Annotated in this window: 17 protein-coding genes; all 17 read right to left on the bottom strand. The window is 53.2% G+C overall.

The features are described 5' to 3' along the window. Nucleotides 1–2: 2 nt before the first annotated feature. Nucleotides 3–218 (bottom strand): hypothetical protein, encoded by a 216-nt coding sequence (locus tag ACOTX4_RS21130; RefSeq protein WP_023299859.1) that lies wholly within the window; start codon nucleotides 216–218, stop codon nucleotides 3–5. Next, on the bottom strand, nucleotides 215–2,335 hold the full coding sequence (locus tag ACOTX4_RS21135) for a phage terminase large subunit family protein (protein ID WP_080340105.1): 2,121 nt from the start codon (nucleotides 2,333–2,335) through the stop codon (nucleotides 215–217). The genes ACOTX4_RS21130 and ACOTX4_RS21135 overlap by 4 nt, the downstream gene beginning before the upstream one ends. A 3-nt stretch (nucleotides 2,336–2,338) precedes the next feature. Then, nucleotides 2,339–2,842 carry a DUF1441 family protein gene (locus tag ACOTX4_RS21140; protein ID WP_045911477.1) on the bottom strand — a complete coding sequence of 168 codons (504 nt, stop codon included), beginning with the start codon at nucleotides 2,840–2,842 and terminating at the stop codon, nucleotides 2,339–2,341. Nucleotides 2,843–3,191: 349 nt separating this feature from the next. Then, nucleotides 3,192–3,629 (bottom strand): hypothetical protein, encoded by a 438-nt coding sequence (locus tag ACOTX4_RS21145; protein WP_072050704.1) that lies wholly within the window; start codon nucleotides 3,627–3,629, stop codon nucleotides 3,192–3,194. Between the two features lie 270 nt (nucleotides 3,630–3,899). Further along, nucleotides 3,900–4,175, bottom strand: coding sequence for a hypothetical protein (locus ACOTX4_RS21150; protein ID WP_080339014.1), 276 nt, complete (start codon nucleotides 4,173–4,175; stop codon nucleotides 3,900–3,902). Nucleotide 4,176: 1 nt separating this feature from the next. Further along, nucleotides 4,177–4,806: a glycoside hydrolase family 19 protein gene (locus ACOTX4_RS21155; RefSeq protein ID WP_045339442.1), complete on the bottom strand. Its 630-nt coding sequence runs from the start codon at nucleotides 4,804–4,806 to the stop codon at nucleotides 4,177–4,179. Further along, nucleotides 4,803–5,087, bottom strand: coding sequence for a phage holin family protein (locus ACOTX4_RS21160; RefSeq protein WP_226882807.1), 285 nt, complete (start codon nucleotides 5,085–5,087; stop codon nucleotides 4,803–4,805). Before ACOTX4_RS21160 ends, ACOTX4_RS21155 begins: the two co-directional genes overlap by 4 nt. An 8-nt stretch (nucleotides 5,088–5,095) precedes the next feature. After that, entirely contained in the window at nucleotides 5,096–5,500 is a 405-nt protein-coding gene (locus ACOTX4_RS21165) for a putative holin (RefSeq protein ID WP_032619483.1), read from the bottom strand. Nucleotides 5,501–5,836: 336 nt separating this feature from the next. Continuing rightward, nucleotides 5,837–6,442, bottom strand: a complete 606-nt coding sequence (locus tag ACOTX4_RS21170; RefSeq protein ID WP_045339444.1) for a hypothetical protein — start codon at nucleotides 6,440–6,442, stop codon at nucleotides 5,837–5,839. 16 nt (nucleotides 6,443–6,458) lie between these two features. Beyond that, nucleotides 6,459–7,526 carry a DUF968 domain-containing protein gene (locus ACOTX4_RS21175; protein ID WP_045339476.1) on the bottom strand — a complete coding sequence of 356 codons (1,068 nt, stop codon included), beginning with the start codon at nucleotides 7,524–7,526 and terminating at the stop codon, nucleotides 6,459–6,461. Continuing rightward, nucleotides 7,523–9,454, bottom strand: a complete 1,932-nt coding sequence (locus tag ACOTX4_RS21180; protein ID WP_045911478.1) for a DNA cytosine methyltransferase — start codon at nucleotides 9,452–9,454, stop codon at nucleotides 7,523–7,525. The genes ACOTX4_RS21175 and ACOTX4_RS21180 overlap by 4 nt, the downstream gene beginning before the upstream one ends. Next, the gene (locus tag ACOTX4_RS21185; protein ID WP_032620608.1) at nucleotides 9,447–10,781 is read right to left on the bottom strand and encodes a phage N-6-adenine-methyltransferase; all 1,335 of its coding nucleotides are present in this window, start codon (nucleotides 10,779–10,781) and stop codon (nucleotides 9,447–9,449) included. Before ACOTX4_RS21185 ends, ACOTX4_RS21180 begins: the two co-directional genes overlap by 8 nt. After that, nucleotides 10,778–11,632, bottom strand: a complete 855-nt coding sequence (locus ACOTX4_RS21190; RefSeq protein WP_032620610.1) for a conserved phage C-terminal domain-containing protein — start codon at nucleotides 11,630–11,632, stop codon at nucleotides 10,778–10,780. The genes ACOTX4_RS21185 and ACOTX4_RS21190 overlap by 4 nt, the downstream gene beginning before the upstream one ends. Continuing rightward, nucleotides 11,629–11,808: a DUF4222 domain-containing protein gene (locus ACOTX4_RS21195; RefSeq protein ID WP_032620611.1), complete on the bottom strand. Its 180-nt coding sequence runs from the start codon at nucleotides 11,806–11,808 to the stop codon at nucleotides 11,629–11,631. The genes ACOTX4_RS21190 and ACOTX4_RS21195 overlap by 4 nt, the downstream gene beginning before the upstream one ends. A gap of 1 nt (nucleotide 11,809) precedes the next feature. Next, a complete protein-coding gene (locus tag ACOTX4_RS21200; protein ID WP_198422325.1) occupies nucleotides 11,810–12,511 on the bottom strand; it encodes a phage antirepressor KilAC domain-containing protein in 702 nt (233 codons plus the stop codon). 172 nt (nucleotides 12,512–12,683) lie between these two features. Next, nucleotides 12,684–13,241, bottom strand: a complete 558-nt coding sequence (locus ACOTX4_RS21205) for a YmfL family putative regulatory protein (RefSeq protein WP_032620612.1) — start codon at nucleotides 13,239–13,241, stop codon at nucleotides 12,684–12,686. Nucleotides 13,242–13,263: 22 nt separating this feature from the next. Then, nucleotides 13,264–13,479 (bottom strand): Cro/CI family transcriptional regulator, encoded by a 216-nt coding sequence (locus ACOTX4_RS21210; RefSeq protein ID WP_032620614.1) that lies wholly within the window; start codon nucleotides 13,477–13,479, stop codon nucleotides 13,264–13,266. Nucleotides 13,480–13,492 lie beyond the last annotated feature (13 nt).

The raw sequence follows: 13,492 nt of genomic DNA on the forward strand, positions 1-13,492 counted from the left end.
CCTTACAGAAAGTTAGCGAGTTTGTACGAACCACCACGGCTGTTGACCGCGCGCCAGCGACGCTCCCAGTATTCGAGCTCATCGCGCAGCGCCTTCGGATCGTGGTTGGTAATGGCGCGACCGTTTACGCCGGTGAAAGAGATACTCTTGCCGTCCAGCGAGTCCTGGTAGGCCTGACGCACCATCACCAGCGTTCTCCAGATGTCGTCTTTCTTCACAGCCAGCCTCCTCCCCTATCGGAAGATCCCAGCCAGCTGCCGGAAAGCGTGTTTTCTTTCTCAGGCTCAGCCCTGACTTGTGGCTGAACGGTTTTGTTTTTTTTCACGGTTATCTCCCTGGGGCGTTCCCCTTCATGAATATTTGGGTTGAGATCCTGCGGCTCAGCCCATGCAGGAGGTTTTTCCCAGTCGCGAATTTTTTCGTAGCCGCGCAGAACCGCGACGGCGTGGGCATAGCAGAACAGGTCAAAGGCTTCGTTGGCGCCCTTGCCTGGCTTACGCCATTTGCCATCCACGCCGCGCTCTTCGTAGGTCAGTTCCTCGTAGAACCACTCCCCCAGCCAGTCGGGAAAATGGATATAGCCTGCTCCGGGAGTCTCACGATCAAGGTTATTGCTGAGCTGATCCTTGAGCAGGTCGGTTTGCAGCAGATAGACCGGCACCTCGCCACGCGCATCAGCGCGACGGTCACTGCGTTCGGTGTTATTCGGGTGAGTTTTGGTAATAATTTTCTGGCGTTTTGTGCTGTCGCCCTTGATCAGATAGACACGCTTACCCAGACCATCCCGGCGACACTGGCGCCAGAATTTATAGGCATTATCTGTCACCCCTTCCTCACCGCCGCTGTCGACGGCCATGGCCAGCACCGGCATACGCCGCGTCGGGTCAGACTGAAGTGCGTAAGTTTTTTCCAGCACATCGGATACCAGCAGCTGCCAGTCCTCCGGATACGCGCCGGGATGGACTGGCTCCGCCTCGCCATGTTCATTGCAGCGCAGGGACTGGCGGATGTTGTAGCGATCCACAAGCCAGCGTTCACCGTTTTCGCCATAACCAATTATCTGCACGACGAAACGGCGCTTTTTCCCGCCCTGAACGTCGACGGCTGCCAGCAGGAAACGCACCTTCGGCGGAACCTGGCGTTTACCGTAATCCTCCGCACGCTGCATCAGCACATCGGCGCGTCGCTGTTCGCTGGCCGAGCGCGGCAGGTACGGCAGCCCCCAGTCGGTGTTGATAACCGCCTTGAGGGTTTCTTCGCTGCCGGTAGCCTCATACTCCTGCTCAGCCGTAAGCAGTTTGTACACCAGCTGCGCCCAGGTCTGGTACGCGGCTGCGGGCCCCTCCATCCAGAACGACGCTATGCGCGAGCGTCGCGCCTCACCGGAAATCTTGCCGTCCCGGTCAATACTCTGACCTTCACGCAACCAGACACCCACCCCGTTAAGCTCGCGCTTTTTATCTGCGGTGATAATGGTGCTGCAATGCGGACAAAGCAGATGAGCCGACTCACTGGCTTTTACCGGATCAGGTTCATCGCGGTATCCGGTCATCGCCTCCATCGCAGGCTGAAAATATTCACCACAATGCGGGCACGGCCAGTACCAGCGACGGCGATCCCCACGGTTGTACAGAGAAAGCGCGCCTGTCGTTGGTGGTGCTTCATGGGGAGACTTTCGGCGCCATTTGCTGTCGCGAATGTCCCGGCCTGGCGAACACTCCACCAGAGTCATCCCGGCGGACATAAAGGTGGTGGTACGCTTGGAAGCCAGGGTAAAACCGTCACCCTCGCCATCGATGTCCTCAGGGAAGCGGTCATAATCGGTGAGCGCTACACATTTGAAATCTGACGAGGACATGATGTTGATGGAAGGCCAGCCAATCTTGAGATAGTTGCCCGCCAGAAAAGTACGATCATGCACGTTGTTGTCGTTTCGCAACGGGCTCAGGCGTTTCGCCACTTCAGGACTGACACGAAACGTTCTCGCCAGACGTTTTTTAGAGTGCTCACGCGCTTTCTCTTCGGTCATCTGAACGACGAGCATATCGGACGGGTCACAGACAATGTTGTATACAACCCAGCCATCCACCAGGCCGATCGTTTTCCCCGTTCGTGCCGGTCCAACAAACACCACCGCATCGTATTCACGCATCGCGAGGCAGTTCATCGGCTCTATCACATAGGGAGCGACAGCAGGGTCCCACGGTACCGAGTTACCGGCTCCCATAGGTACGCGCATAAATTTTTGAACCGCCTCAGCCACAGGCATACGGCGCGGGGCTTTGAGAATGGCGGAAGCGTTACGCCTGACTTCCGCTGCCGTGGCCTGTCGCATGATTTACTCCTCTTCTGGCATATCCTCCTGTTCTGATGAGTCGGCCTGCTCAACTTTGAGGGCTATCTGGTCGCGCAGATCGTCAATAACCTGCTGCACCCTGACAACTGCGGAAGGGGTCATGGCGCAGTCTCGTTCAAGAATGTCGGGTAACGTCTCCAGCACCTGAACCATTGCTTTTGCCATGGAGGAAAATTCTCTGGTGACTTCTGACGCCGGGATCAGTTCCCCTGTTTCCTGCTGAAACTTGAGCCTTTCACGCTCAGACTGAAACCAGGCTTTACGATCGGGGGGAAGCATTTTGTCGACGTCCACCAGCTCCGACGGTGTGGTACTCGTCAGCAACTCCCTGAGGATATCGGTGATGGCATAAAGCTTAAGTTTCGGATTGCTGCCCGGTGCCGGCTGAACATTTGCAAGCTTGCTCGCGACCGTCTGGCGGTGCAGATCGCTAATGGCTGCCAGCTGCGTGATATTCAGCCGGAAATTTTTCAGTTCGTTATCCATGATGGTGAACAAAAAATAGTCATTTCGACATCCTGCAAAAGATCAGGACTGAAATATCAAAAGGTTAAACAGATGATGATGAAACCTATAAAATGCAAAAAACTAGCCGTTTCCCGCGTGTCCTCGCCCCCTCGGTATTAAGAATCGCCAGGAGTACCTTTTAAATTTCGTACTTTATAGTCGATATTTCACTGCCTTCGAGATTTGTTCTGGCCCACGCCATAAGCGGCGCCTAGCTTTTTATCCAAGGATTCATCTGGGCTGCTAGTTCAATGGCAAAACGGTTTGATGTTGTTATAACACTTGATGAACCAAACGATTTATTTGGTAGAGCCAAATAATAGCTCTTTTATTTAAAAACAAATGGTTGAGAAAGAAGAAGGTGGCAGAGGTATTTCGCCTGAATATTGTTATCCCTACCTCTAACGTATTCCTTATGGGTATCAGGCAAAGAACGGCAACAACTTACTACTCGAGGATATCTCTCCAGCATGTGCTCACATACAAGAAATGAATTCATTACGGCATTTAATTTAATTCTTAAATCTCTTAATTCAGGTCTTTTTTCAATGCGGATTTGCGGGGATGCAAGGTTTACAGGTAGCTGAGATAATGCATTTGAATATTCAGCTACTGCCATTTTAAGAGACATTTTAGCTTTCAAAGCTTCCTGTTGACGCCAAATACGCATTGCCCACCACGCTACGCCGACAGTTGCTGCTGTAAATATCGCAGATACCGCCGACCATATAGTTGACCATGACCAAGTGCAGATTTCTTGAAACATTTGAACCTCCTTCAAATTAGGAGGTTATTTTATACCATACGTGCTTAACAAATACCTGCCGTTGCAAGACTAAATGAATTTGCTACGTTTAAAATCCAGAGGAGATACTGTGTCAGAGCTTCACGGACGAGTTTCTATCTTGGATGACAGTTTACCTGCCACACTTTGTTATGCGCCAAGATGTCGCGCTTCGTCTGCCTGTCCAGTACATCCCAGTCGTGCGCTGTACCGTAGATGGGTTTAACCCAGTCGCAAGCCGTGTCCACTACCTCAACCCTTACGGGTCCAGTTGTCCCGCAACTCGTGATCAACATCGTCGCCAGGCATATGGTTAACAGTCTGCTGTACATTGCTGCCCTCTTTTGTTGCCTCTACCCGGCGTTCGGCTGCTGTGACCATTGCAGCTGTGTTATCTTCGTTGCGCTGCTGGTCAGCTTTTGCTTCCGCTTTGCTGGTGCCGCGAATATGGCCCATGCCAAAAGCTCCAGCTATAGCTGAAATCACCAACGCGACCAGCCCGATTATTGTCTCGATACCCACATTCACCTCACACCAGAACTGATTTCGCCAGATTAAACAGCGCGCGGCGTTTATCCAGCCCGTTGCGGCCGCCATTGATTAGCAGTGTCACGCGCTCCACGTCCCCGGAATGAAGCAGGCAACCGCGAGACGAATAGAACCATGCAGCTGAGCGCGCGGCGTATTCATCCTGTTCAAGCAGCTCCGGGTGGGTAACAAGGTCCAGTTTCAACGCCTGGCCACAACTGCGGTAGTTGCTCAGGCCGGTAACCTGTTTCAGACCACGACCACGATATTTCCAGCCATCACCGGCAACCTGATTGCCCAGGTGATCTTTTCCCCACTCACCACCGTATACCAGATTGGCGATCGCTTTCTGGTTTGCCGGTTGCGTTGCCGTTCTGCCAAGTGCAGCGGCCTGCTGTGAAGTGATGCGGTGGCTGCCGAACGTAGGGACCAGGTTTTCAGCCGCATAATTAAGATTTTCTACCAGCCGGGTAAATCTGGTGCTTTCATGCCCCATCTGGGCAATAAACATGGCCTGATCTAGCGGTGCGGTGATGCCGTATTCCCTCATAGCAGCGTCGATATGCGGAAACCAGCGCGCAGCTAACCCGGCGCTTATACCTGCCGCCTTTTGAAATTGTGTTTGATTCACGTTGTGCTCTCTCCAGTAATACGAGCGATATTGCCGCCCGCACGCCAGACAGCAACGCAGACAACAACATTGATGAGGATTTCACCGTAATCGACCTGAACGTAGTCACCATGCCAGATTCGAAAGGCTGTATAGGCTGGTGCCAGAATGAGGGCGTAAGCGAGGAGCTCCATTAGCCGCCGACGCCGCATACCCCGTTTCCTGAAGAACATCAGACGTATCGGGATCATGATGCAGGCCACTGCGTTAAGGTGAAGCAGCAGCCATGGTAAGTTCTGCATTAGCCACGTCATTCTTCCCCCTTCAGACCGGGTAAGTTTCCGGTCCGTGAACGCTTGAGCACCCTGAGCAGGACAGTCACTGAAACAGTGGATGCCGCCAGTGCGCCAATCGCAGGTGAAACTTTTATGCTGACAGGCGGGCTAAGCTGATTTAGTCCGGCGTTGATAAGGGCGGCGATAATTTCTGAAGCAGTACCGGCACAGTAAACACCACCGATGAAAGAAATCAGCGCAAAAATAATCTGCTTCCAGATTTTATGGTCCTCAGAACTGAGGATGTACAGCGCCGCCCCAGCGAGTGAGCAAACCATTACCGCAGGTGTGGCTTCAGGAAACAGCGTGGCGAAAGTAATTCCGGTAGTACCGGCGGCCACGCCTGCCGTTACCGTTGCAGATATTGGTTCTGCGGACATTTAGCCCCCTCTTCTTGCTGTGGATCCTCTCAGAAAAATTGAGGGGAAAGAAAAAAGGCCACCGGATGGCAGCCTTCTGAAAGATATTTGGATTGGTAAATCAGGTGAGATCGACGATATGACAGGGGTACTGGTGCTATACACCTTCGCGAATACCCCTGTCGTATCGCCGGAAAGCGAAAGCCCCGACTCGCGGGGCTTTCGTTATAATCAAATTGTCGCTTAGATTCGCTGCCATCGCGGCGCAGCTCTGCCAAGCATGGAAGAATTATCTAATTTCTTGACGCGTTTTCAACGTTTAATAACACAAATAGCATTTTTTGCTAAAAAGTGTTCTCAGGAAACTTTCTCAAGACCTCTTCGCACCGAAAGAAATACCTTTGCCCGGAATATCTCAAGACACCAACGCACACGTTCTCTGGCCTCTCTATCTGTCAACCATGGAGCTAAGCGCTGGAGTTCTCTGGAGATATCTGAGATTTTTTTGCGGGTGGTGTAATACTGGCACCCGACCACGTAAACCGGATCTGTCAACTCGAATGCCTGAAGAACCGCTTCCTCGACAAATTCTACGTCGTCATTGCTCATAGCCTCATCGATCACGCTGACTTGTGGTTCGGGCCAAAGAATTGAACGCGCACGCCTCATGGCCTGTTCTCCACGAAAGCCCTCTTCCCTCGCCTGATTCAGCGCAGTAGTGAAGCGCTCGATCGCTTTGTCAGACCAATTTTTCCCACGGATTACATTCCAGCATGAATGTCCGGTTGGTCTTCGGGGTGCAACATCACCTCTAACACCTTCACCCCAAACGCAAAGGAGTGATTTGATCCAGCCAGCCTGGATACCAGTAAGTAATACGGATTTCCCCAGATAGCGCTTATGCGTGGCATTCGCCACTGCGTTAAGAGCGTTAAAATGCTTGCGTCGTTGCTGCGGTGTCATTCTCAACTCCATACACTTACTTATTTATTATTACGCCGATTGCCAGCGCCCAATCCAGAAAACGGAACAGCAGCTCCAGCTGCGTGCCGTGCTTCTTCTCGAACGCCGCTACATCGGCATGAAGCTCGTCGTGACACTCTCTGCACAGAGGGAACACGAAGAGGTCGTGGGCCTTGGTGGCGGTGCCACCCATTCCATTCCCGATTATGTGGTGGGGATCGTCGGCAGGCCTTCTGCATCCAGAGCAAGGCTGAGCTTTAACCCATCGGGTGTAATCCTCGCAGGTCCAGCGCCGACGCTTTGGCCGGAGCATAAAAGATTCCGGTGACTCTGGATCCGCCCCCAGCGCTAATACCTTAGGCTGTTGTCCCTGAGCCTCCTGCTGGTTTGTTTCCGGCCTGCATCTTTTCAATGCCCCTGCTGCTTTTATCTTCCCTTGCAGGACAACGGTTGGCCTGTTGTCTACTGCCATAATGCTGCTTTCTTTGTAGACGGTAGGGAATGGCTCATACGGTAACTTAAGTGCTCTGGCGGCAAGACCTTCCGGTATTGCGTCTGCCGCACCGGCATACACGGCCCACCAGCACAGTTCTGCGATGGAAAGCTCACGATCTTTACCAGCGTGGAGCGACATCAATATCGAATCCACAACCCACTCGACAACGTTCTTACGTGCCAGGGCCGAAAGCCGCTCCGTTGACTGATCACGCAACTCATTATCACAATGCCAGCACAGCAGCATTGCGCCAGGCTGATATGGCATTGTGACCAGTTCTGCATGATGGTAATCGGAGTGTGCCCACTGACAATGCTGATACCTGCGGCGTAACCATGCCTCCAGAGCAGGCATTCCACCGGCAGCTTTGATCACTCGCGTATCAGTGAAAAAAGACTCGAGGGATTTATCTTCTGCAAGTGGCTGTCGGGCATCAGGCACCCTGCCAGAAGGCAGGTGTGACATTGATTTTGGTTCTGGCTCGACAAGAATGCGTCCCTGGTGAAAGAGGCTCATCAGTTCACTACCAGGCTTCAGTAAGACGACGCCCAAGCCGCGGGCGATGTCCGGCTTAAGCAACGCTCTCACGCTACCTCCCGCTGCTGTGAGCATATTTCAGGAAGATTTGCGCGCACGAGCGCCTCTGCAAAAGGCGGTGGAACTGCATTACCGCAGCGTGCAACCTGCTTGTCTTTTGCATAGCGTTTTCCACGGTAGTCCTGATCAATGATGTACCCCTCTGGGAATCCCTGCGCCTTATAAAGCTCATGCGGTTGCAGCATACGCATTCCGATATCGACGATCTGATACTTAACGCCCTCGATCGTCACCAGCCATTCATCCTCGCTTTCACCACAATAGGTTTCGAGGAATGTCCGGACCTCGCCAACGTGCTGGCCGCCAGCGGTAATAGTCGGCATAGGTGTATCCATCGTCTGACCGTCGCGGCAGGTTCCGCGTAACTTCACCAGGTGGGACGCTACTACCGCATGATGATCAACCGTAGTGACCGAATGCGCCGGTTCATCCAAACTGACGCCCGGGCCCGTATAATTCCCACCATAGTGTTTCGCCAGGAAAGCGCCCACTGTCGCAAACTTATTGCCACCAGCGGTGACAGTACCGAGCGGGTTATTCAGTTGCAGAACGCGAGGTTCTTGCCCTGGGCGCTCCCCATAGCCCATCTGTATCAATGTTGGCGTAACCAGCTGCGATTTGCCACCACCACCAGCAGTGATCGTTGCGCTCGGCTCGTCAGCCCGATGACCGATGCTGGCGCCAAACTGGCGGGCAATCACCGGCGCGACCACGCACGCACGTGACTGCTTAAGAATGGTATGAGCGGGTTTATCCAGCGGACGCGGCTTTGCCTGATACTCACTACCGCCGTTGCCAGCCAGAAAAGGAGTCAGTGCGGCCTCAACAACGCCGAGTGCATGCCCATTCCCGCCCGGGCGCGCCGATGTGCCAGCAGTAACAGTTGGTACCGGCTCGTTTACTGCCTGCCCGGTGGCGCCGGTGCGGAACTTAGTCAGATGCGGTACCGCCAGCGCATAGCCATGGGTTTTCGTGATGGTCTGTAAAGGAGCCTCCAGATCCTGCCCTCGGAAACAGTCATACTTGCCGCGTGATGTGGTGTGGTTGCACTTTACAATAAACGGCGAAGCGCTCACGATCACGAAACGCTGGATTCCCCGCGCGATCCTCTTCAGCGTATTTTCCGCCAGCGGCTTTTTGCGGTCGAAGATGGATAAAGCCGGGATATTCCAGTCAATGCACTCCGCAGCGGTACGCCATGGCGCCAGCTTGCCGCTCTGGACCTCCAGTGATTTCGGATCACCATGGGTCGCTTCAGGCCACTGAATCTGGCGGCCGTCACAGCGCATGACCATGAAGAAACGCTTTCTGATCGTCGGCGCGCCGAAATCGCACGCGCGTAGCTCGCGATAATCAACCTCATAACCAAGCCCGGTGATCAGCTGTTGCGCCTGCTGGCCGTGCGGCTCAATAGCAAGGAATTCACAAACCTCTGTCAGTGCAGGGTGATTCGCCGAGATCCCCGTCGACAGCATGCCGACAAATGCCGCGAATGTCTCACCTGCACGCGCTGGATCCGGGCGTAATTCCTCATCCAGCAGCGGGCCCCATGTCTTAAATTCTTCGACGTTCTCCAGCATCATGACGCGGGGACGTACCGCCAGCGCCCAGCGCAGGACAATCCACGCCAGACCGCGAATCTCTTTCTTAACTGGCTTAGAGCCCTTCGCTTTGGAAAAGTGGCGGCAGTCAGGGCTAAACCATGCCAGGCCGACAGGTTTACCGCTGGTGGCTGCGATTGGATCAACGTCAAACACCGACTCGCAATAATGCAGCGTGTCCGGGTGATTCGTCTTATGCATCGCAATAGCGTTTTCGTCGTGGTTGATAGCGATATCCACGCTACGCCCGATCGCCAGCTCAATTCCTGTACTCGCCCCGCCTCCACCAGCAAAGTTATCAACGATAATTTCACGCATTGACGGCCCCCTGCATGCTATTGACCAGGCCGCCAGCTACAGTGATGATTTCGCTGGTGGACATGCGCTCAAGCCAGAGCTGATTGATGTTTGCTTTAAGCTTGTTCTGCTGTGAAACAGGTAGAGCATCAGCCCCCTCAATCTGGTTAAACACCAGTCCAACCTCAAGAGGCCAAACGCGCGATTCGTTTAATTCCTTCTCCTTTGTTTCCTGCGTTTCACGTATATGGGCGCGGATCCCTCGAATATTCGACCATTTGGCTTTATCCAGGCTTTCCATGATTGCAATGAATTCACTGTGGTTGATGCCGTATTCTTTTGCAGATTCAACGGCAACCGTGCGAAGCCGCTCTGACATGTCTTGTTTCACGTCATCGCTATCAAAGGGCAATGTTTCCAGCCAGGCATTAACACCCACCAGAACGCTCTCGCTGATCAGCTTCTTCGCTCTGTCGATCGTCAGCGGTGAAACGTTGGTAAACTCAGGGTTTTCCAGTGAGTCAGCCGCCCAGGTATGTCCAAACTTTGACTCGCTGAAGGTGTACTCCTGTTTCTCGCCGAACGCCGCCACAACACAGGCCCACGCCTCTGCACCACTGATTTCCAGAATGGCTTTTTGGGTTAATGGCAGCTCAACCTCTGGTTTCTCCGGTTCTGCCTCGGCTTTCAGCTCTGGTGCAGCAGCATATTGCGTTCTTTCCACAGCAAATTGCGCCAGGGAGATCGAAGCACGACCTTTGGCCTCCAGGTCAGTTCGGTTGATGTAACTGAAACGCTCCCCTCGCCAGGTCTTGTCGAAGACCACGATAGCGCCAGCAAAAAATGCGCTGGTGGGCTGCTGCTTTTCGTCTTTCGGCACGAACCATTGAGGAAGATCGAAACCAATTCGGCCACGGATAAATGTGACGTGATCTGCCTCTTCAGGCCACCACGTCTCACTCGTCGCAGACTTAATGAGAAAAACGTACCGACCGCCCTTTTCTCGCATTTCCATGGCATGGTTAATGATGTGGGTCATCCCGGTGATCGCCTGCTTTTCGTGGTACTGAGAGCGGCTGTATGGCGGGTTAGCAAACGCGGCGCCACCGAGTTCAGCCAGACGCTCAGACCAATCCTGCATCAGCGCGTTATCTTCGGCGGTATACCAGGCAGGGCATTTTGCATTACTGTCGTCTGCGAACAGATCCAGAACCAACGGGCCAAATATCGAATTGATGCCCCAAAATAGTAGATCTGGTGTACGCCACTGATCACCAACCTCTTTCAATTCGTGCTCTGGTTTTGAACGGAGTTCAGCCAGTGCACGGCAGTATTTATTTTCCATCATCCTCTGAACCCCTCTGGAATCTTGTTATCAACCGGACCGAACTTCATCGGGTCATGTTTCTTTTCGCCCCAGCTGTCACGCGGTGGCCTCCCCTTCTTGTCCCAGCGGATCCCGCTTTGCAGATAACCTTCAAATTTTTTCGGGCCGAACAACGTTTCAGGGCGCATGTACTGGTACTGCACGTCATTGCCGTTCCAGTGCTCATGCTTAAGGTCAATCACCAGCTGTAAGTCGCTAACGGTGTAACCTTCACGCAAACGAGCACGGATGTTTTCCAGAGAGGTTTTTGATTTTTGATATCGTGAGCCGCTAACCAGGTTCAGATGATTCAGGACCAGAATGGCGTTATCGGTGATCACTACCTCAGGGTCGGGTTGCGACGCAACCGGACAAGAAGGTTTTTTATCTGATGGATCTGTAGTTGATTTTACTGACGGATCCCCGCCAGTTTCTGACGGGTCAAAACCGTTGTTTTTATCGGATTTTGATGCCTCAAATTTTGAGGGGGCAGAATTTGACGCGTCAGAATTTGAGGTGTCAGATTCTGACAGGTGAGAAAGAGCAGCAGCCTGAAGTTTCACGACATTCAGTTGATAGACGTTCGAGGCATTGCGGTTGCCCTGGCGACGCTGTTTGCGTGTTAGCCAACCTTCCTTCTCAAGCTTCGCTATCGCAGTCCTGACAGTACTTTCCCCAGCGCCAATCTGGCGGGCAATTGTCGCTATAGACGGCCAGCACACCCCCTCATCGCTGCTGAAATCAGCCAGGCGCGCCATAATGACCACGCTGGACAGCTTCATTCCTACGGCAGCACAACCATCCCAGACGTAGGAGGATAATTTCACACTCACTTGTCGATCCTCCTGAATCGTGCACGGAAAATAAGTAACGGCGCCGCGCACTCCCACTCGTACCCTGGGCGCTTATAGACAACCTTCTGACTGTCTGGCTCGTATCTGATAACGTTGACGACGATGCCATGGTTATCGCGGTAAAGCCGATCAAGAATCTGATGATTGTTGCTCACATCACCCTCCCATCAGCTCTGAGGCGTAACGCTGGGCAATCCACTCAACGCCACGAGGTGTCACACGTGTCTGGGTGTAGGCATGGCCGAAGTCAGAAGTGCCCGTTTTGACAGTGAATAGGCCTTCGCGCTGACGCAGTGCATGCGGCAGGAGATTGCCGGACTGACGAAACAGCACCTTGTCTCGCAGGAGAGCGTCGATCATTGCCTTTTCCGGCATATTGAGGATTTTCGCCGTTTCGCGGAGACTTTTTGCACCACCGGCTTCAACGTAATGTTCGACGAATGCAACTTTCGGCGCGTCCTGCTGCACTTTATTCACCAGCGCGGCATTCTGCTCTGCCATATCAGCTGCCAGGCGTAACGCTTCAGGCAAGGTCTGAGGAACTGACGGTGCCTCACCCTCAAGCTCACGCAGGCGACGGATGATCTTCATACGCAAAGGAGCGCTATAACCTGCAACGAGGCATTCGGTATGCTCGCGGTCTAAGCGATACTCGCGGTAAGTTTGTCCATTTTGGGGGTGTACGAAGTTTTGCGCATACCCTCTTACATCCTCTCCCAGTTGTTCAAACATTCGTTCAATGTCGCGAATCACATCTGAGTGACGCTTTTCTGTCAGCCTGGCGATCTCACGGCTTCCCATGGTCATAGGGCTGGAACTAAAAACTGGTAGTGACGCCGGCGCGCCTGTTTGGTTCATTTGCCGTACCATGCCGCAGCCCTCCGGTTGAATACCCCCACAATGAGAGCCGCGCGACTGTGGTTACATGGAACCCAGCGCCCTGCTACCATTCGCTCATACCTGAACGACGGTGCTTCCGGGAGCGGAATTGACCGAAGTTGCGGTAAATGAGGAATTGCGGTTAAATTGCTCATGCGGATTTCTCCATACACAATGATTTATCTGCCACGACGCCCGGAGCTGCACACTCGCGGGCGTCACTCTTTTCTGGTGTACAAAACACACGGAAAAGTAGCGTCAAATGTTCCTGCCACTTCGTCATAACCTGGTAGCTGTTCTCCTCTATCTGTGCCCGTTCAGATGCATCGATAATTCCGTCTGCCGTAGCTTTACGGATGTAATGTGAGTGCTTGCCGATCCACTCAATGGATTCCATTAAGCGCTGGTGAATATCACCGTTATCGATCTCTTCCACTTCTGCCAGCGGCACGAACACCCCGTGCGAATGCCGTGCTACCGCGTCAGCGATATGGTTTGACCCACCAGCACTCTGCAACACCATCGCCCAGCCAAGCGGGAATATCTGATCACCTTCAGCACGCAGGCGGTTAAACAGCGCGTTCTCTGTCACTCCCAACCATTCAGCTGCTTCGGAATACCCGCCGGGAAGTTCGGTGATCGTCTTTTTAATTGCGGCCACCAGCCAGGCAGGCTGCTTATCTACTTTCCATTCAGGCTCTTTACCCACGGTTAACCCCTTACTTCTGTGGTTACTTTGTCACTTCATTGGAATTAGGCTTTTCGTAAAGGTCTGGATGGAAAATCAGCCCTCCTTCAGTACGGTAAGCAGCTTCAGCTGCTCGGCCCTTAGGAATGAGGCGGCCAGGCCTATTGCGCCATTGGTAAACTGCCTCGCTTGTAATGCAAAAAAACTCGGCAACTTTTTCAATGCTGCCGAAGTACTTTTCAATTTCGTCGGTTGTCATGGCGCCCCCTTTT

Origin of the sequence: Enterobacter cloacae complex sp. IR5459 (genome assembly GCF_049238005.1) — a bacterium.
Classification (GTDB): domain Bacteria; phylum Pseudomonadota; class Gammaproteobacteria; order Enterobacterales; family Enterobacteriaceae; genus Enterobacter; species Enterobacter hormaechei_C.